The sequence below is a fragment of the Streptomyces longisporus genome (genome assembly GCF_039532765.1).
GTDB lineage: Bacteria > Actinomycetota > Actinomycetes > Streptomycetales > Streptomycetaceae > Streptomyces > Streptomyces longisporus.
The window spans coordinates 416,775-432,671 of sequence record NZ_BAAASG010000011.1; the positions used below are offsets into that span (position 1 = coordinate 416,775).

Annotated in this window: 17 protein-coding genes; 8 read left to right on the plus strand and 9 right to left on the minus strand. The window is 72.4% G+C overall.

Going from position 1 to position 15,897, the window contains the following annotated elements; all coding sequences use genetic code 11:
* The coding region (locus tag ABD355_RS24340) for a CpaE/TadZ family protein (protein WP_486388678.1) at window positions 1–1,085 on the plus strand (1,085 nt) is incomplete at its 5' end.
* 12 nt (window positions 1,086–1,097) lie between these two features.
* On the opposite strand, the gene ABD355_RS24345 is transcribed toward ABD355_RS24340, so the two are convergent.
* Genes ABD355_RS24345 through ABD355_RS24365 form a run of 5 tightly spaced genes read right to left on the minus strand, consistent with a single transcriptional unit; the run spans window position 1,098 to window position 5,660 of the window.
* Window positions 1,098–2,000, minus strand: a complete 903-nt coding sequence (locus ABD355_RS24345; protein ID WP_344402717.1) for an MOSC domain-containing protein — start codon at window positions 1,998–2,000, stop codon at window positions 1,098–1,100.
* Window positions 1,913–2,464 carry a hypothetical protein gene (locus tag ABD355_RS24350; protein WP_344402719.1) on the minus strand — a complete coding sequence of 184 codons (552 nt, stop codon included), beginning with the start codon at window positions 2,462–2,464 and terminating at the stop codon, window positions 1,913–1,915. The genes ABD355_RS24345 and ABD355_RS24350 overlap by 88 nt, the downstream gene beginning before the upstream one ends.
* A gap of 57 nt (window positions 2,465–2,521) precedes the next feature.
* Window positions 2,522–3,319, minus strand: coding sequence for a sugar phosphate isomerase/epimerase family protein (locus ABD355_RS24355; protein ID WP_344402989.1), 798 nt, complete (start codon window positions 3,317–3,319; stop codon window positions 2,522–2,524).
* 35 nt (window positions 3,320–3,354) lie between these two features.
* On the minus strand, window positions 3,355–4,506 hold the full coding sequence (locus ABD355_RS24360; protein ID WP_344402721.1) for a dihydrodipicolinate synthase family protein: 1,152 nt from the start codon (window positions 4,504–4,506) through the stop codon (window positions 3,355–3,357).
* Complete coding sequence (locus ABD355_RS24365) at window positions 4,503–5,660, minus strand: Gfo/Idh/MocA family protein (protein WP_344402722.1); 1,158 nt, start codon at window positions 5,658–5,660, stop codon at window positions 4,503–4,505. Before ABD355_RS24365 ends, ABD355_RS24360 begins: the two co-directional genes overlap by 4 nt.
* A 270-nt stretch (window positions 5,661–5,930) precedes the next feature.
* On the opposite strand from ABD355_RS24365, the gene ABD355_RS24370 reads away from it, so the two are divergent.
* From ABD355_RS24370 to ABD355_RS24390, 5 genes are all read left to right on the plus strand, one after another.
* A complete protein-coding gene (locus ABD355_RS24370; protein WP_344402723.1) occupies window positions 5,931–6,989 on the plus strand; it encodes a LacI family DNA-binding transcriptional regulator in 1,059 nt (352 codons plus the stop codon).
* 132 nt (window positions 6,990–7,121) lie between these two features.
* Entirely contained in the window at window positions 7,122–7,565 is a 444-nt protein-coding gene (locus tag ABD355_RS24375) for a hypothetical protein (RefSeq protein ID WP_344402725.1), read from the plus strand.
* 283 nt (window positions 7,566–7,848) lie between these two features.
* A complete protein-coding gene (locus tag ABD355_RS24380) occupies window positions 7,849–8,448 on the plus strand; it encodes a dihydrofolate reductase family protein (RefSeq protein WP_344402726.1) in 600 nt (199 codons plus the stop codon).
* A gap of 101 nt (window positions 8,449–8,549) precedes the next feature.
* A complete protein-coding gene (locus ABD355_RS24385) occupies window positions 8,550–9,482 on the plus strand; it encodes a bifunctional helix-turn-helix transcriptional regulator/GNAT family N-acetyltransferase (protein ID WP_344402727.1) in 933 nt (310 codons plus the stop codon).
* Between the two features lie 11 nt (window positions 9,483–9,493).
* A complete protein-coding gene (locus ABD355_RS24390) occupies window positions 9,494–10,294 on the plus strand; it encodes a sugar phosphate isomerase/epimerase family protein (protein ID WP_344402728.1) in 801 nt (266 codons plus the stop codon).
* Between the two features lie 10 nt (window positions 10,295–10,304).
* Here ABD355_RS24390 and ABD355_RS24395 read toward each other — a convergent pair whose 3' ends face one another.
* The gene (locus ABD355_RS24395; protein WP_344402729.1) at window positions 10,305–10,889 is read right to left on the minus strand and encodes an RBBP9/YdeN family alpha/beta hydrolase; all 585 of its coding nucleotides are present in this window, start codon (window positions 10,887–10,889) and stop codon (window positions 10,305–10,307) included.
* Between the two features lie 50 nt (window positions 10,890–10,939).
* On the opposite strand from ABD355_RS24395, the gene ABD355_RS24400 reads away from it, so the two are divergent.
* Window positions 10,940–11,938 carry a LysR family transcriptional regulator gene (locus ABD355_RS24400; protein WP_344402730.1) on the plus strand — a complete coding sequence of 333 codons (999 nt, stop codon included), beginning with the start codon at window positions 10,940–10,942 and terminating at the stop codon, window positions 11,936–11,938.
* Here the strand turns inward: ABD355_RS24400 and ABD355_RS24405 are convergent.
* From ABD355_RS24405 to ABD355_RS24415, 3 genes are read right to left on the minus strand one after another with little or no spacing between them, the layout of a single operon-like run.
* Entirely contained in the window at window positions 11,865–12,494 is a 630-nt protein-coding gene (locus tag ABD355_RS24405; protein ID WP_344402731.1) for a GNAT family N-acetyltransferase, read from the minus strand. The genes ABD355_RS24400 and ABD355_RS24405 overlap by 74 nt on opposite strands.
* 11 nt (window positions 12,495–12,505) lie before the next feature.
* Window positions 12,506–13,750: a 3-phosphoshikimate 1-carboxyvinyltransferase gene (gene aroA / locus ABD355_RS24410; protein ID WP_344402732.1), complete on the minus strand. Its 1,245-nt coding sequence runs from the start codon at window positions 13,748–13,750 to the stop codon at window positions 12,506–12,508.
* A gap of 4 nt (window positions 13,751–13,754) precedes the next feature.
* Window positions 13,755–14,669, minus strand: coding sequence for an EamA family transporter (locus ABD355_RS24415; RefSeq protein ID WP_344402734.1), 915 nt, complete (start codon window positions 14,667–14,669; stop codon window positions 13,755–13,757).
* 89 nt (window positions 14,670–14,758) lie between these two features.
* On the opposite strand from ABD355_RS24415, the gene ABD355_RS24420 reads away from it, so the two are divergent.
* Window positions 14,759–15,676, plus strand: a complete 918-nt coding sequence (locus ABD355_RS24420; protein ID WP_344402735.1) for a LysR family transcriptional regulator — start codon at window positions 14,759–14,761, stop codon at window positions 15,674–15,676.
* Window positions 15,677–15,897: the final 221 nt, after the last annotated feature.

A 15,897-nucleotide genomic window follows, 5' to 3' on the forward strand; every position in this document is an offset into this window, starting at 1 on the left:
ACCCCGCCACCGCCACACCCGCACACCCCGCGGTCGGCCCGACGCCACCCCCTGGCCCACCCATCACGACGCCGGAGCCGATCACCAGCCTCCCGGCACACCCCACCGCGCCCGTCACCTCCCACAGGCCCCCATCCGGGCCCCACTCCCCCGCCCCCGCTCCCGCCACTCCCGAGAGCCTTCCCACCCTCGACCCCCGCCTCGTCCTCGCCCTCGGTCGCCCCCAGCACGGGGATTCGCTCGCCCACCGGACCGGTCGTGGCCTGCGTCGGCTGGCCGGGTCCGTTTCTCAGGACGTGGCCGAACAGACGCGGATCGCGCGGGAGTTGCAGCAGCCGGTGGCCACCGGGCGGGTCGTCGCCGTGACCTCGATCCGCGGGGGCGTCGGCAAGTCGACCGTCGCCGCGCTGCTCGGGCGTACCTTCAACCACTACCGGCACGACCCGGTGCTCACGCTGGAGGCGGACGCCGCGCTCGGCACGCTGCCGGTGCGGATGGGCGCGGAGTCGGTGCGGTGGTCGTGCGCCGACCTCGCCCGGATCCTGACGCCGGCCATGCAGCTGACCCATGTGACCGGGTACCTGGTGCCCGTGGCCGACGGCGGCTGGCTGCTGCCCGGGAGCCAGGGCAAGGTCGGCGCCCCCTTGGACGTACGGACGTACCGCACCGTGACGCTCGCCCTGCGGCGCTACTTCTCCGTGACGGTCGTCGACTGCGAGACGCTCCCCGGCGACGTCGCCCGGACGGCGATGGACACCGCCCACGCCCGGGTGGTCGTCGCGCCGATGACCGCGGAGGGCGTCGGCGGAACCCGGCAGGTCCTCGACTGGCTCGGGCAGTTGCCGCATTCGGCGCTCTCGACGACCGTGGTGGCCCTCACCGCGAGTTCCCCCGACATGATCCTCGACGTGAAGGCCGCCACCGCTCACCTGAAGGAGACGGGCGTTCCCGTCGTCGTCCTGCCGTACGACCGGCATCTGGCCGGCGGCGGCCCCATCCGCACGGAGCTGCTCGGCCGGGCCGCCCAGGACTCGGCCATGCGGCTGGCGGCCGAGGCACTGCACCGGGCGGTGCGCGCGCACTGACCACCGGCGGCATCAGAGCCGTATGACATCCCCTTCCCGGACCCACCCGCCCCGCACCACCTGCGCATACACCCCGGCACACGGCTCGGGCGCGCGGCCGGGCAGGGCGGGTACGCGGTGGTGGTGGGCCAGGACGCGCAGGGCGTCCGGGTCGCGGGGGAGGTCGCCGTGGGCGAGGGTGGGGATCGCGCAGCGGGGGGTCGAGGCGATGACGCGGAGGATCGGGCCGTCGGTGATGTGCAGGTCTCGGCCGGTCCAGGTGTGTTCCACGAAGCCGTCGGCCTCGTCCGTGTCGATGACCAGGTTGGGGCGGTAGCGCTCCGCCTCCGCCGTGCCCCGGGGGCCCAGTTCGCCGATTCTCCTCAGAGTCGACGTCGTGATGACGTGCACCGGCGCGAAGTCGAAGAAGGTGCCCGGCGGGGAGGCCGAGCCGAACTGGACGGTGTCCGCCTCCACTGCGGTCTCCAAACCCGCCGCCAGGACCTGCTCCGGCCGGGAGCGGTCCAGGGTGCCGGCGGGCGGGGGTACGTCGGTCAGCGTGACCTCGCGGCCGACGAGGGCCGAGAGGGCGGCGGCCGTGGGCACTTCGGTGCCGTCCGGTCCGGTGATGCGCGGCGGCCCGGCCTCGGTGAGGGTCGCGGCGCACCTCAGCAACTCCCGCCACAGCCGCGGGTTTTTCGCGCTGGCGACCTTGCCCGTCTCCGCGTCCAGCAGCGCGAACCGGCGGTCGCCGCTCAGGCCGCGGTCGCTGATCTCGACGGCTTCGAGCGGCTCGCCGAGCATCGACTTCACCGGGTAGCGGTACAGCGCGGCGACCGTGGCCCGCCTCAACTCGGGCCCGCCCCGGTGCTCGGCGGCCCCGCCGCCTCCACCGCCTCCGCCGCCGCCCGGCGCAACCCTCCGGTCGTCGCCCATCCGTCGAAGGTCGACAGGTGTGCGACCACGCGGGCCGTCCAGTCGGCGTCGCCGAGCCGGTGCGCCTCGCCGTCCTCGACCAGGCGCGTCATCACGGACTGCAGGACCAGGATGTCCTTCGTCCGGTACCAGCGCGGATGACGGTCGAAGAACAGCTGCTGGTCCTCGTACGGGTGGCGCACGGTCATGTGCAGATAGCCGCCGCCGCGTCCCTTGAAGGGACCGGGCAGGCCGCCCAGGACGCCCATCTGGGTGTAGGCGCCGCGGTTCGGGTAGCGGCCGCCCAGGGTGATGCGGAAGCCCAGCATGATCCTGGACCAGGGGACCACCTCCGCCGCGGAGTCCCGCGCGATGGCGTGCAGGCCGTCCGGGCGGAACTCCACCCATGCACGGCCCGGGCGCCCGGCGTCCCCCAACGCCCAGCGGCCGTCGACCCGTTCCAGTGGTCCGAGGCTCTCGCTCACGAGATCCAATTCTGCACGAACCTCTGTGCGGTTCCAGCGAGTTGTCGCGCCGTGCGGTCAGGCGGCGTGCTCCACGAACCGTGCGGCCGTCTCCGCCAGCACCTCCCGGCCGTCCCGTGCCCACAGCGCGTCGTTGAAGAGCTCGACCTCGATGGGGCCGGTGTACCCGGCCGCCTCCACGTACCCCTTCCACTCCCGCATGTCGATGGAGCCGTCCCCGATCTGCCCGCGGCCGTTGAGCACGCCCTCCGGCAACGGCGTGGTCCAGTCGGCGAGCTGGAAGGAGTGGATACGGCCGCCGGCGCCCGCTCGGGTGATCTGCGCGGGCGCGTTGTCGTCCCACCAGATGTGGTACGTGTCGACGGTGACGCCCACCTGGTGGGCCGGGAAGCGTTCCGCGAGGTCGAGGGCCTGGGTGAGGGTGGAGACCACGCAGCGGTCGGCGGCGTACATCGGGTGGAGCGGCTCGATGGCCAGCCGTACGCCGTGCTGTTCCGCGTACGGGCCCAGCTCGCCGAGCGCGTCCGCGATCCGCTCCCTGGCGCCGTGCAGGTCCTTGGACCCCGCCGGGAGGCCGCCGGAGACCAGCACCAGCGTGTCGGTACCCAGGGTCGCCGCCTCGTCGATCGCGCGCCGGTTGTCGTCCAGGGCGATCGCCCGCTCGGCCGGGTCGATCGCCGTGAAGAAGCCGCCACGGCACAGGGTGGTGACGGTCAGACCCGCGTCGCGGACCAGTTTCGCCGTGGCCTCCAGGCCGTGGGACCGGACCGGTTCGCGCCACAGGCCCACGCCCGGCAGGCCCAACTCCAGGCACGCATCGACCAGTTCGGGCATCGACAGCTGTTTCACCGTCATCTGGTTGATGGAGAAGCGGGAGAGGTCGCCGCTGGTCACTGGGTCACTCCGTACAAGGCGAGAAGGTTCTTCATCCGTTCCTCGGCCAGCTTCGGGTCGGGGAACAGGCCCAGGCCGTCGGCGAGTTCGTAGGCGCGGGCGAAGTGCGGGAGGGAGCGGGCCGACTGGAGGCCGCCGACCATGGTGAAGTGCGACTGGTGGCCGGCCAGCCAGGCGAGGAGGACCACGCCCGTCTTGTAGAAGCGGGTCGGGGTCTGGAACAGGTGGCGGGAGAGTTCTACGGTCGGGTCGAGCAGGGCACGGAAACCGGCCACATCGCCCGTGTCCAGCACCCGCACCGCCTCGGCGGCCAGCGGTCCCAGCGGGTCGAAGATGCCGAGCAGGGCGTGGCTGAATCCCTTCTCGTCACCCGCGATCAGCTCGGGGTAGTTGAAGTCGTCGCCCGTGTAGCAGCGGACGCCCTGCGGGAGCCGGCGGCGGATGTCGATCTCTCGCTGGGCGTCCAGCAGGGAGACCTTGATGCCCTCCACCTTGTCCGGGTGCGCGGCGATGACGTCCAGGAAGGTGTCGGTGGCCGCGTCCAGGTCGGACGAGCCCCAGTAGCCGTCCAGCGCCGGGTCGAACATGGGGCCGAGCCAGTGCAGGATCACCGGCTCGGACGCCTGGCGCAGGAGGTGGCCGTAGACCTCGAGGTAGTCCTCGGGGCCGTGCGCGGCCGCCGCGAGCGCGCGGGAGGCCATCAGGATGGCCTGCGCGCCGGAGGCCTCCACGAGGGCGAGCTGCTCCTCGTAGGCCGCCCGGACGTCCACGAGTGACCCGGCGGTGATCTGGTCCGTGCCGACACCGCAGGCGATACGGCCGCCGACCGCCCTGGCCTCGGCGGCGCTGCGCCGGATCAGCTCGGCGGCGCCCGCCCAGTCCAGGCCCATGCCGCGCTGGGCGGTGTCCATCGCCTCGGCGACGCCGAGCCCGTGGGACCACAGATGGCGGCGGAAGGCGAGGGTGGCGTCCCAGTCGACGGCGGCGGGCGAGTCGGGCGACACGTCCGCGTACGGGTCGGCGACGACGTGCGCCGCTGAGAACACCGTACGAGAGGTGAAGGGCGAGCCGGGAGTGACGGCGAGGGGCTCGGGGCGGGGCTCGTACGCCCTCAGTCCGCCCTTGGAGTCCGGGAGTCGGATGGTCACAGCGCGATCTCCGGTACGTCGATGCGGACGCCCTGGGCCGAGGACTTCAGGCCCAGCTCGGCGAGCTGGACGCCGCGGGCGCCGGCGAGGAGGTCCCAGTGGTAGTCGGCACCGGCGTAGACGTGCTTGAGGAACAGCTCCCACTGGGCCTTGAAGCCGTTGTCGAAGTCGTCGTTGTCGGGGATCTCCTGCCACTGGTCGCGGAAGGAGTAGGTGGCCGGGATGTCGGGGTTCCAGACCGGCTTGGGGGTCATGCTGCGGTGCTGGACGCGGCAGTTGCGCAGGCCCGCGACGGCCGAGCCCTCGGTGCCGTCGACCTGGAACTCCACCAGTTCGTCGCGGTTGACGCGCACGGCCCAGGAGGAGTTGATCTGGGCGATCGCGCCGCCGTCGAGCTCGAAGATGCCGTAGGCGGCGTCGTCGGCGGTGGCGTCGTAGGGCTTGTCGTTCTCGTCCCAGCGCTGCGGGATGTGGGTGGCGGTGAGGGCCTGGACGGACTTCACGCGGCCGAACAGCTCGTGCAGGACGTACTCCCAGTGCGGGAACATGTCGACGACGATGCCGCCGCCGTCCTCGGCGCGGTAGTTCCACGACGGGCGCTGGGCGGTCTGCCAGTCGCCCTCGAAGACCCAGTAGCCGAACTCCCCGCGGATGGACAGGATCCGGCCGAAGAAGCCGCCGTCGATCAATCGCTTGAGCTTCAGCAGGCCCGGGAGGAAGAGCTTGTCCTGGACCACGCCGTGCTTGATGCCGGCGTCGTTCGCGAGGCGGGCGAGCTCCAGGGCGCCCTCCAGGCCGGTCGCGGTCGGCTTCTCCGTGTAGATGTGCTTGCCCGCCGCGATCGCCTTCTTGATCGCCTCCTGGCGGGCCGAGGTCACCTGTGCGTCGAAGTAGATCTCGACGGTCGGGTCCGCGAGGACCGCGTCGACGTCGGTCGAGATGTTCTGCGGGTCCAGGCCGTGCTGCTCGGCGAGCGCCCTGAGCGCGTGCTCGCGGCGGCCGACCAGGACCGGCTCCGGCCACAGCACCGTGCCGTCGCCGAGATCGAGGCCGCCCTGTTCGCGGATGGCCAGGATGGAGCGGACCAGGTGCTGGCGGTAGCCCATGCGCCCGGTCACGCCGTTCATGGCGATACGCACCGTCTTGCGTGTCACGTCATTCCCTTCGTACGCGGAGTCTGCGCCGCATACGCCCCGTCCCCCACTGGTAAGCGTCACAGCAAGCGCTTTCTATACGAGAAGAAGCTAGCCTCTCCCCAGCGGTCTGGACAAGACCGTGACGGAGTCGAGTTGTTCGAGGGGGCGAACAACGGGGAGCTTGACCCGTAAGGTCGGCTCGAAAACATTCGGAACCAGGGCCCCCTGCAGCCCTGTCTACGAGCACGTACGAACACGTGTGACGATGCGCGACCGGAGGACGACGAGATGACGGTGACCCTGGCGGACGTGGCGGCCCGCGCGCAGGTCTCGCCCGCGACGGTGTCGCGCGTGCTGAACGGGAACTATCCCGTGGCCGCCTCCACCCGTGAGCGGGTGCTGAAGGCGGTCGACGAGCTGGACTACGTGCTGAACGGCCCGGCCAGCGCGCTGGCGGCGGCGACTTCCGATCTGGTCGGAATCCTCGTCAACGACATCGCCGACCCCTTCTTCGGGATCATGGCGAGCGCGATCCAGTCGGAGATCGGGGGGCCGGGCGGCCGGGCCGGCGGGGAGCGGCTAGCGGTCGTCTGCAACACAGGGGGTTCGCCGGAGCGGGAGCTGACGTATCTGACCCTCCTGCAGCGGCAGCGGGCGGCGGCGGTCGTGCTGACCGGCGGCGCCATGGAGAACGAGCCGCACGCGGCGGCGGTCGCGGCGAAGCTGCGGAAGCTGACGGACGCGGGGACGCGGGTGGTGCTGTGCGGGCGGCCGCCGGCGCCGGACACCGGGGCGATCGCGCTGGCCTTCGACAACCGCGGGGGCGGGCAGCAGCTGACCGAGCACCTGATCGGGCTGGGGCACCGGCGGCTCGGCTATATCGCGGGGCCCGAGGAGCGGACGACGACGCGGCACCGCCTTGAGGGGCACCGGGCGGCGCTGGCGGCGGCGGGGATCGAGGAGGACCCGCGGGCGACGGTGTGGGGGCGCTACGACCGGACGTCCGGATACGAGGCGACGCTGGAACTGCTCCGCCGGGACCCGTCCCTCACCGCGGTGGTCGCGGCGAACGACTCCGTGGCGCTCGGGGCGTGCGCGGCGCTGCGGGAGTCCGGGCTGCGGATCCCGGAGGACGTGTCGGTCGCCGGGTTCGACGATCTGCCGTTCAGCGTCGATGCCGTGCCTGCGCTGACGACGGTACGGCTGCCGCTGGCGGAGGCGGGGGCCCGGGCCGGGCGGATCGCCATGGGGCGGGAGGAGCCGCCGCCGGGTGGGATGGCCACGGTGCGGGGGGAGCTGATGGTGCGGGGGTCCTCCGGGGTGCCGCGGGGTCCGGCGGCGGCGTGACCGTCCCGTCTCTGGGGGCTGCCGCCCCCAGACCCCCGCTGCCGGCCCTGAAGGTGCCTTGTCCTCGAACGCCGGACGGGCTGGCAGCTGCCGAGCGGACGGTTCGAGTCCCGTGGGACCGTTGACGTGTGGGTGTCCGAGGAACTGCCCGACGACATCGTGGAGTTGTGGCCCCGGCTGATGGAGTCGGCCGAGGCGACCGGCGTGCACCCGTATCTCTGTTGGCCCGACGATCCCTTCTTCCTCCAGGACCTGGCGGCCGTGGACGCCGTACACCTGGAGTCCGTTCTCGCGGCGGACTTCGCCGGGTACCGGCACAAACGCCTGCCATGGTGGCGGGAGCCGCTTCGGTACGACGATCTGCCCGAGGGCATCGCGCCCTGGCCGCACGACCCGGGACCGCCGTTCGAGAGCTGGCCCGGACTGGCGGAGGCCGCGGAGAGCCGCACGGACGGTGCGAGGCCGGAGGAGGCCTCCGCCCGGGTCGTCGAGGACCTGCTGAAAACCCATCCCTACGCCCACACATGTCACCTCGCTCTTGTCCCGCACGCCGCAGCGCCGATGTACCCGCCGTGATGGGCTGGTCCTCCCAGGCCCCGCTGCCCCTGCTGGGTGCCCTGCTGCGCAGTTGGGAGGAGCGGTTCGGAGCCCGGGTCGGCTCGCCCTGGAGCATGTGCTGTCCACCGCCGACAACATCGTCGACGACCCGCCCACGCCCTTTCCCGAGTACGCCGCCGAGCTGATCGGGCGGACCGAGTGGCGGTTCTGGTGGGACTGAGCGATGACTTCCGGTGCGTTCTTCGGTCTGAATGGACGTAACGCCGACCAGGCAGTGGACAGACATCAGGGAGCGAGTCACATGCGCATCGTTGTCAGCGAGTTCATCAGTCTCGACGGAGTCGTGCAGGCGCCCGGCGGTCCGCAGGAGGACACCGACGGCGGGTTCGCGCACGGCGGGTGGTCGCATCCGTACTTCGATCCGGAGGTGGTCGGCGGGGCCTTCGCCGCGGGGCTGGAGCAGGCCGAGGCGCTGCTGTACGGGCGCCGTACGTATCTGACGATGGCGGGGGCCTGGCCCGAGCGGGCCGGAGATCCGTTCGCCGACCGGCTCAACGCACTGAAGAAGTACGTCGTGACGGACACCCTCACAGACGACCAGCTGACCTGGAACAACACCGAGCGGATCCCGGGCGGCGAGGCCGTCGCGCGGATCCGGGAGCTGCGGGCCGCTCCCGGCGGCGACCTGGCGATGATGGGCAGCCCCACCCTGGTGCGGACGCTGATCGGCGAGGGGCTGGTGGACGAACTGCAGCTCATCCACATGCCGGTGATCCTCGGCGGCGGAAAGTCAATCTTCCCCGAGGACGGGGCCAAGCGGCCGTTCGAGCTCGTCTCCACGGTCAGGGGCAAGACCGGCGTGCAGGTGAGCGTGTACCGGCCGGCGGCCGACGAAGGGTAGTCACGGGGGTGCGGGTGTCCTAGTCTCGGAGCCGACGGTATCTCTGACTGAGTCAACTATCTGGTTCCTGTATCCGGGACAACCTCCGGGGGTCGACGCTCATGACCGTCCAGGACATCCGCACCTTCAACCGCTTCTACACGAACGTCATCGGCGCCCTCGACTACAGCCGTCAGCTGTACGCCCCGTACACCCTGACCGAGTCCCGCGTCCTGTACGAGCTGGCGCACTCACCGCGTACGGACGCGGCCGACCTGCGGGCCGAACTCTCGCTGGACGCCGGGTACTTGAGCCGGATCCTGAACAAATTCGAGGACGACGGGCTGATCGAGCGCACGCCGTCCGCGGGCGACTCCCGGCGCCGCCGTGTCTCGCTCACGCCCCGCGGCCGTGACACCGCCGCCCTGCTCGCCGAGCGTGCGAACGAATCCGTGGGCGCACTGCTGTCCACCGTGCCCTCCGCCGACCGGCCGCGTCTGGCGGAGGCGATGCGGGCCGTCCGCGAGATCCTCTCCGAGGGCCGCCCGCCCCGCCCCGAGGACGTCCTGCTGCGCGAACCGGCCCCCGGCGACCTCGGCTGGATCGTCCAGCGCAACGCCGCGCTGTACGCGTCCGAGTTCGGCTGGAACACCGACTACGAGGGGCTGGTGGCGCGGATCGTCGCCGACTTCGCCGAGGACCACGACCCGCATCTGGAGCGGGTGTGGATCGCCGAGCTCGACGGCCGCCCGGTGGGGTGCGTGATGTGCGTACGGGACGAGGCGCCCGGCACGGCCCGGCTGCGGCTGCTGCTGGTGGAACCGGACGCGCGCGGGCTCGGCATCGGCGACCGGCTGGTGCGGGCCGTCGTGGACTTCGCGCGCGGTGTCGGCTACCGCGAGCTCGTCCTGTGGACCAACGACGTCCTGGCCGCCGCCCGCCGCATCTACCAGCGCCACGGCTTCGTGCTCGTCGCCGAGAAACCGCACCGTTCTTTCGGAAAGGACCTGAACGGCCAGGACTGGCGCCTGGACCTGCACGGCACACCCGAGTGACAGTAGGGACCATGAGACTGGCGTTCTCCACCCTCGGCGTCCCCGGCCTGCCCGTCCCGGACGTGATCCGGCTCGCGGCCACCCACGGCTACCACGGCGTGGAGCTGCGCGCGCATCCCGAGGAACCGGTCCATCCCGGCATCGACCTCGCCGGGCGGGCGGATGTGGCCGCCGAGTTCAAGGCGGGCGGCATCGAGGTGCTGGGTCTCGCCGGGTACGCGCGCGTGGCCGCGCCCGGCGACGACGGCCCGGTGATCGACGAGATCCGTGCCCTCCTCGACCTCGCCCGCGACCTCGGCGCCCCGTACGTCCGGGTCTTCCCGGGCGGCGGCCACGAGCAGAGCACCGAGCGCGCCGACGCGACGGCCGCGCGACGGCTCGGCACGGCGGCGGAGTACGCCGCCGACCTCGGCGTACGCATCCTGCTGGAGACCCACGACTCGCACCGCAGGGCCGCCGACGCGATCCGCGTCCTCGGCCTGGTCGGGCACCGCCATGTCGGCGCCCTGTGGGACGTCATGCACACCTGGCTGGGCGGCGAGCAGCCCTCGGAGTCGTACGCGGCCCTCTCCCCGTACCTCGGCTATGTCCAGGTCAAGGACATCGCCTCCGCCGAGGACACGACCCCTCTCGCGCTCGGCGCCGGCGTGCTGCCGCTCACCGAGACCGTGGAGGTCCTCTCCCGGCACGGCTGGGACGGCTGGCTGTGCTGGGAGTACGAGAAGCGGTGGTACGAGGAGGCCGCGCCGCTGCCGGAGCTGCTGGCGGCGGGGCGTGAGCACCTGGGGCGGCTGCTCAACGAGTGCGCGTGAGCCGTACGTCCTACGCCGGGCGGGCCGTGATCGTCGCCGTCGCGTCCAGGCACCACTCCAGTACCGCGGGCCAGGAACCGTAACCGGCGTCGAGGTCGAGGTGGGCGGCGCCGGGGAGGACGTCGGTCGGGATGCGCAGGGGGTCGCCGAAGGCGTCCCGGGCGCCCTCCGGGCAGTAGGGGTCGTCGTCGCCCGCGACCAGGCGGGTGGGGGCGGGGAGGGTGAAGTCGAGGGCGGGCGGGGCGAATTCGGCCACCTCGGGGAACCGGGCGAGGACGGAGGCGGACGGCGGGGCGACGAGCAGTACGCGGTCGACGGCGCCGTCCTTCACCAGGCCGCGGGAGACGGCGTGCAGCCAGAGCAGCACGGAGGCGCTGTGCGCGAGGACGACGCGTTCGGAGCCCCGGAGGTCGTCGAGGTGCCGGGTCAGCCCCGACAGCCACACCTCCAGGCTCGGGTCGTCGGGGTCGGGCAGCTGGGGGTAGGTGACGTGGTGGCCGAGGCCGGTGAGGCGGTCGGCGAGCCAGTGCTGCCAGTGGGCCTCGGGGCGGTGGTTCTGCCAGCCGTGGAGGATGAGGAAGTGCTTCGCGGTCATGGGGCGATGGTTTCCGATCGCCGTTCCATCGGTCCAGTTAATCTTTCGGGGTGGAACGGGTAAGCGAGAGCTTCACGGTTGATCTGCGCCGTCTGACCGTCCTGCGCGAGCTGCAGCGCAGGGGCAGTGTGGCGCGAACGGCCGAGGCCCTGCATCTGACGCCGTCGGCGGTCTCCCAGCAGCTCACGGCGCTGGCCCGGGAGACGGGCGTACCGCTGACGGAGAAGGACGGCCGGGGCGTACGGCTGACCGGGCAGGCGCGGGTGCTGCTGGCGCATGCCGATCTGATCGCGGCCCAACTGGAGCGTGCGCGGGCCGACTTGGCGGCCTACGGGGAGGGCGGGCGCGGGTCGGTGACGATCGGGTGCTTCTCCAGCGGGATCCTGGGGCTGCTGCCGGGGGTGCTGCGGGCGTTGGCGGATCGTCTGCCGCACCTCAGGGTCGACGTCGTGGAGGCCGAACCGCCGGACCTGTTCACCGCGCTCGACGCGGGCCAGGTGGACGTGGCGGTGGCGGTGGACTTCGCGAAGGCTCCGCCGCACACCGACGAGCGCTACAGCAGGGTGGACCTGTTCACGGACGTCCTGGACCTCGTCGTGGCGGCGGACCACCGGCTCGCAGGTCGGGGCCCGGTCGCGTTGCGGGAGTTGGCACGGGAGGCGTGGATCGTCGGGGCGGCAGCCAGCTGCTGCGGGGCGGTGGCGCGCTCGGTGTGCGCGGCGGCCGGTTTCACACCGGACGTACGCCACGCGGTGAACGACTGGGCCGCACTCGCCGCCCTGGTCGAGGCGGGCCAGGGGGTGGCGCTGATCCCGCGGCTGGTACGGGAGTCGTACACGCATCGCCGCGTGACGGTGGTACCGACACAGGGGCAGCCACCGTCCCGAAACGTGTTCGCGGCGGTCCGGGCCGGCGCGGAGGAGGACGCGGTCCTCAAGGCGGTGCTGGATCAGCTCCGCACCACCGGGACCGCCGCTACACCCGCGCCACGAATCCCTCGACCCGCGCCTCCAACCGCTCCCGGCACTCCGGCCACTCCTCCGCCGTGACCGAGAAGATCGCCGAGTCGCGCAGACGGCCCTCCTCGCCGGGGGCCCAGGAGCGGGACCAGTTGCGCAGGATGCCCTCGAAGCGGGCGCCTACGCTCTGGATGGCCGCGCGGGAGCGGGCGTTGCGGGCGTCGGTCTTCAGGTCGACGCGGGAGACGTGCCACTCCTCGAAGGCGTGCCGGAAGAGGAGGAGTTTGGCCTCGGCGTTGATGCCGGTGCCCTGGGCCGGCCTCGCGAGCCAGGTGAAGCCGATCTCGATGGCGTCGAGCCGGTCCTCGGAGAGCCAGCAGCGCGGGTCCCAGAACGAGGTGGCGCCGACCGCCCGCCCCGTGGCGCGCGAGATCTGCGCGTACGGCGCCAGCCGGCCGGCGGCGGCGCGGGCGAGCTGCGCGTCGATGTAGCCGCCGACCTCGTGGGCCCGCGGCACCCATGTGAACTCGTACGTCCCGCGGTCCTCCTCCGCCGCCGTCGCCAGATCCGCCGCGTGCCGGTGCTCCAGTGGCTCCAGGCGCACCAGCGCGCCCTCCAGAACCGGCCCCTTCAGCTCGAACCCCACTCGTCCCCGCCTCACAACCGCGCGCGCAGCGCCCCGAACTCCTCGTGGAAACCGGGGAAAGTCTTCCGCACGCAGCCGGGGTCGTCGAACGAAATACCCGGCACCCGCAGCCCGGTGACCGCGAAGGACATCACGATGCGGTGGTCGCCGTACGAGGTGATCTCCGCACCGCTCCCGGACGGCACACCCGGCCGGATCTCGATCCAGTCAGGCCCCGTGGACACCTCGACCCCCAGCCGCCGCAGGTTCTCCGCGCAGGCCTCCAGCCGGTCGCACTCCTTCACCCGGGTGTTCGCCACGTCCTCGATCCGCACCGGCCCGTCCGCGAACGGTGCGATCGCCGCCAGCGTCGGCATCGTGTCCGAGATGTCCCGCATGTTGACCGTCAGGCCGTGCAGCACCCCTGTACCCCTGACCGTCGTGCCGTCCGGGCGTACCGATACCTCCGCGCCCATCCGCCGCAGCACCTCGACAAAGCCGAGGTCGCCCTGCAGCGCTCCCGTGCCCAGCCCCGGCACCGTCACCTCGGCGCCCGGCGTCACCGCGGCCGCGGCCGCGGCGAAGAAGTAGCCGGCGGTCGACGCGTCCGGCTCGATCGCGTAGGTGGTCGCCCGGTAGCCGCCCGGCGGGACCAGGAACACGTCGCCCTCCCGCTCCACCTCGACCCCGAACGCCCGCATCATCGCGATCGTGATCTCCACGTAGGGCACGGACACCAGATCGGTGACCCGGATCCGCAGGCCCTTCCTGGTCAGCGGACCCAGCAGCAGCAACGCCGTCAGGTACTGCGAGGACTGCCCCGCGTCCAGGACCACCTCACCGCCCTCGACCCCGGCGGCCCGCACCGTCAGCGGGTGGTGCCCCTCCGCCTCCTCGTGCCGCAGGTCCACGCCCAGGTCGCGCAGGGCCCGAGTCAGGGGCAGCAGCGGCCGGCGCCGCATCTGGGCCGACGCGTCGAAGCGGTACGTCCCGTGTCCCGCCGCCGCCAGGGCCGGCAGGAAGCGGGCGGTCGTGGCGCCGTCCCGGCAGTACACATCCGCCTCGTCCACCGCGGGGCCCTGCGGACGGCCGTCCACCTGCCAGGCGTCCCGGGTCCGCCCGACGCGATACCCGAGCCGCACCAGGCCCTCGGCGAACCCCTCGGTGTCGTCCGAGCGCAAGGGACGTACGAGGGTGGTGACTCCGTCGGCCGCCGCCGCCAGGAAGAGCGCGCGGGCGGTGATGGACTTGGAACCGGGGATGGTGACTACGGGCATGCCCTCATGATCGGCCGAGCACGGGCTCGATCGCCGCCTCGTCCACGGGATGGACGACTTCCCGTCGCCCCCGCGTCACCGACGCCAGCCCCACCCCGCCCACCAGCAGCGCCGCCGCACACCACCGCAGCGGGCTCACGCCCTCCCCCAGGAAGACGGCCGCCGACGACATCCCGAAGACCGGGACGAGGAGCGAGAACGGCGCGACCGTCGACGCCGGGTACCGGCGCAGCAGCCACCCCCACGCCCCGAAGCCGAACACCGTCGTCACCCAGGCCACGTAGACGACCGCGCCGGCGCCCTGCCGGTCCAGGGCGCGCAGGGCGTCGTAGTCCCGGCTCGGGCCCTCCAGCAGCAGTGACAGGCCGAACAGCGGCAGGACGGGGACCGTGCTCACCCAGACCATGAAGTTCAGCGCGTCCGGCGGGGCCGCCTTGCGGGTCAGGACGTTGGAGACGCCCCAGCAGGCCGCCGCGCCGATCACGAGCGCGAAGGCGCCGAGCGGGCCCGACGTGCCCTCGTCCACCGCCGCGACACCGATGCCCGCCAGCGCCACAGCCATGCCCGACACCCGTATCGCGGAAGGCCGTTCGCCCAGAACCACGAAGGCCACCCCGGCCGTGAACACCGCCTGTATCTGCAGGACCAGCGAGGACAGTCCCGCCGGCATTCCGGCGCTCATGCCGATGAACAGCAGGCCGAACTTGGCCACGCCGAGCACCAGCCCCACCGCCCACACCCACCTCCATGCCACCTTCGGGCGGCCCACGAAGAAGACGGCCGGCAGGGCCGCCGCGAAGAAGCGCAGGGCCGAGAACAGCAGCGGAGGGAAGTGGTCGAGGCCGATCTCGATGACCGTGAAGTTCACGCCCCAGACGGCGGCGACGACCACGGCGAGAGCAAGGTGTGCAGGTCGCATGCGTTCGAGCATCACGCTCCACGACCGTGTAGCACCAGCGATGATTACTGCATGGTCGGATGAAGCAACGCTGATGAATGGGAGCTCCCGTGCTCGATCTCCAACGCCTGCGCGCCCTGCACGCCGTCTCCGTCCACGGCACCGTGGGCGCGGCGGCCGCCGCGCTCGGGTACACGCCGTCCGCCGTGTCCCAGCAGATCGCCAAGCTGGAGCGGGAGACCAGGACCGTACTCCTGGAGAGAGAGGGGCGAGGGGTGCGGCTGACCCCCGAGGCGCATCAACTCGTGGACACGGCGCAGGAGTTGCTTGCCATAGTCGAGCGGGCCGAGACTGCGCTGGAGGAGCGGCGCGGGGTGCCTGCGGGGCGGCTGACGATCGCCGCCTTCGCCTCGGCGGCGCGCGGGCTGATGCCCGCCGTGCTCGCCGACCTGGCCGCCCGGCACCCCGCGCTCGACGCCCGGCTCACCGAGATCGACCCGCATCTCTCCGTCGACCTGGTCGCCAAGGGCGCGGTCGACCTGGCCGTCGTGCACGACTGGGACATCGCGCCGCTGCCCGTGCCGCCGGGTGTCGAGCACGCGGTGATCGGCGACGACCGCAGCACGCTGCTGGTGCCCGAGGGCCATCCCTTCGCCGGGCGGGAGTCCGTGCGGCGCGAGGAACTGGGCGGGGAGCGGTGGGTGTGCCAGCCGCCGGGGCGGGTCTGTCACGACTGGCTGGTGCGGACCATGCGGGCCGCCGGGCACGAGCCGGAGATCGTGCACCAGGCGGACGAGAACCCGACGCTGGTGGCGCTGGTCGCCGGCGGCCTCGGCATCTGTCTCGTCCCGCGTCTGGGCCGCGGCCCGCTGCCCGCCGGGGTCGTCGAGGTGCGCCTCGAACCCACCCCCGTACGACGCCTGTACGCCCTGTGGCGCAAAGGAGCCGCGCGTCGTCCGGCGATCGCAGAGGCCGTACGCACTCTGCAGGAGCAGTGGCCGGGCATCATGTCCCACCCGTCCCGTTGAACCCTCGGGCACCAACTTCCGGGAATCGCGGGGAATGCGGGAACCCGCCCCGAATGCGGTTCGTCCAACCCGCAAGCTGCCGGATGAGTCTCCGCCGTGCGGTGTCGGCCCTCGCTGCTGGCTGCGATCGCTGACTCCACCCTCTCCGCCGTACAGCGGCCGGCAGCACGCCGCCATCGGCGCGCCCCCCTCCAACAGCGCCGATGGCGGCCCCTCTGCGA

Excerpts from the sequence above, each read along its gene's own strand:
- ABD355_RS24415 (WP_344402734.1), bottom strand. The coding sequence starts at position 14,669 with ATGCGACCTGCACACCTTGCTCTCGCCGTGGTCGTCGCCGCCGTCTGG.
- ABD355_RS24395 (WP_344402729.1), bottom strand. The coding sequence starts at position 10,889 with ATGACCGCGAAGCACTTCCTCATCCTCCACGGCTGGCAGAACCACCGC.
- ABD355_RS24385 (WP_344402727.1), top strand. The coding sequence starts at position 8,550 with ATGACCGTCCAGGACATCCGCACCTTCAACCGCTTCTACACGAACGTC.
- ABD355_RS24355 (WP_344402989.1), bottom strand. The coding sequence starts at position 3,319 with ATGACGGTGAAACAGCTGTCGATGCCCGAACTGGTCGATGCGTGCCTG.
- ABD355_RS24380 (WP_344402726.1), top strand. The coding sequence starts at position 7,849 with ATGCGCATCGTTGTCAGCGAGTTCATCAGTCTCGACGGAGTCGTGCAG.
- aroA (WP_344402732.1), bottom strand. The coding sequence starts at position 13,750 with ATGCCCGTAGTCACCATCCCCGGTTCCAAGTCCATCACCGCCCGCGCG.
- ABD355_RS24345 (WP_344402717.1), bottom strand. The coding sequence starts at position 2,000 with ATGGGCGACGACCGGAGGGTTGCGCCGGGCGGCGGCGGAGGCGGTGGA.
- ABD355_RS24370 (WP_344402723.1), top strand. The coding sequence starts at position 5,931 with ATGACGGTGACCCTGGCGGACGTGGCGGCCCGCGCGCAGGTCTCGCCC.
- ABD355_RS24390 (WP_344402728.1), top strand. The coding sequence starts at position 9,494 with ATGAGACTGGCGTTCTCCACCCTCGGCGTCCCCGGCCTGCCCGTCCCG.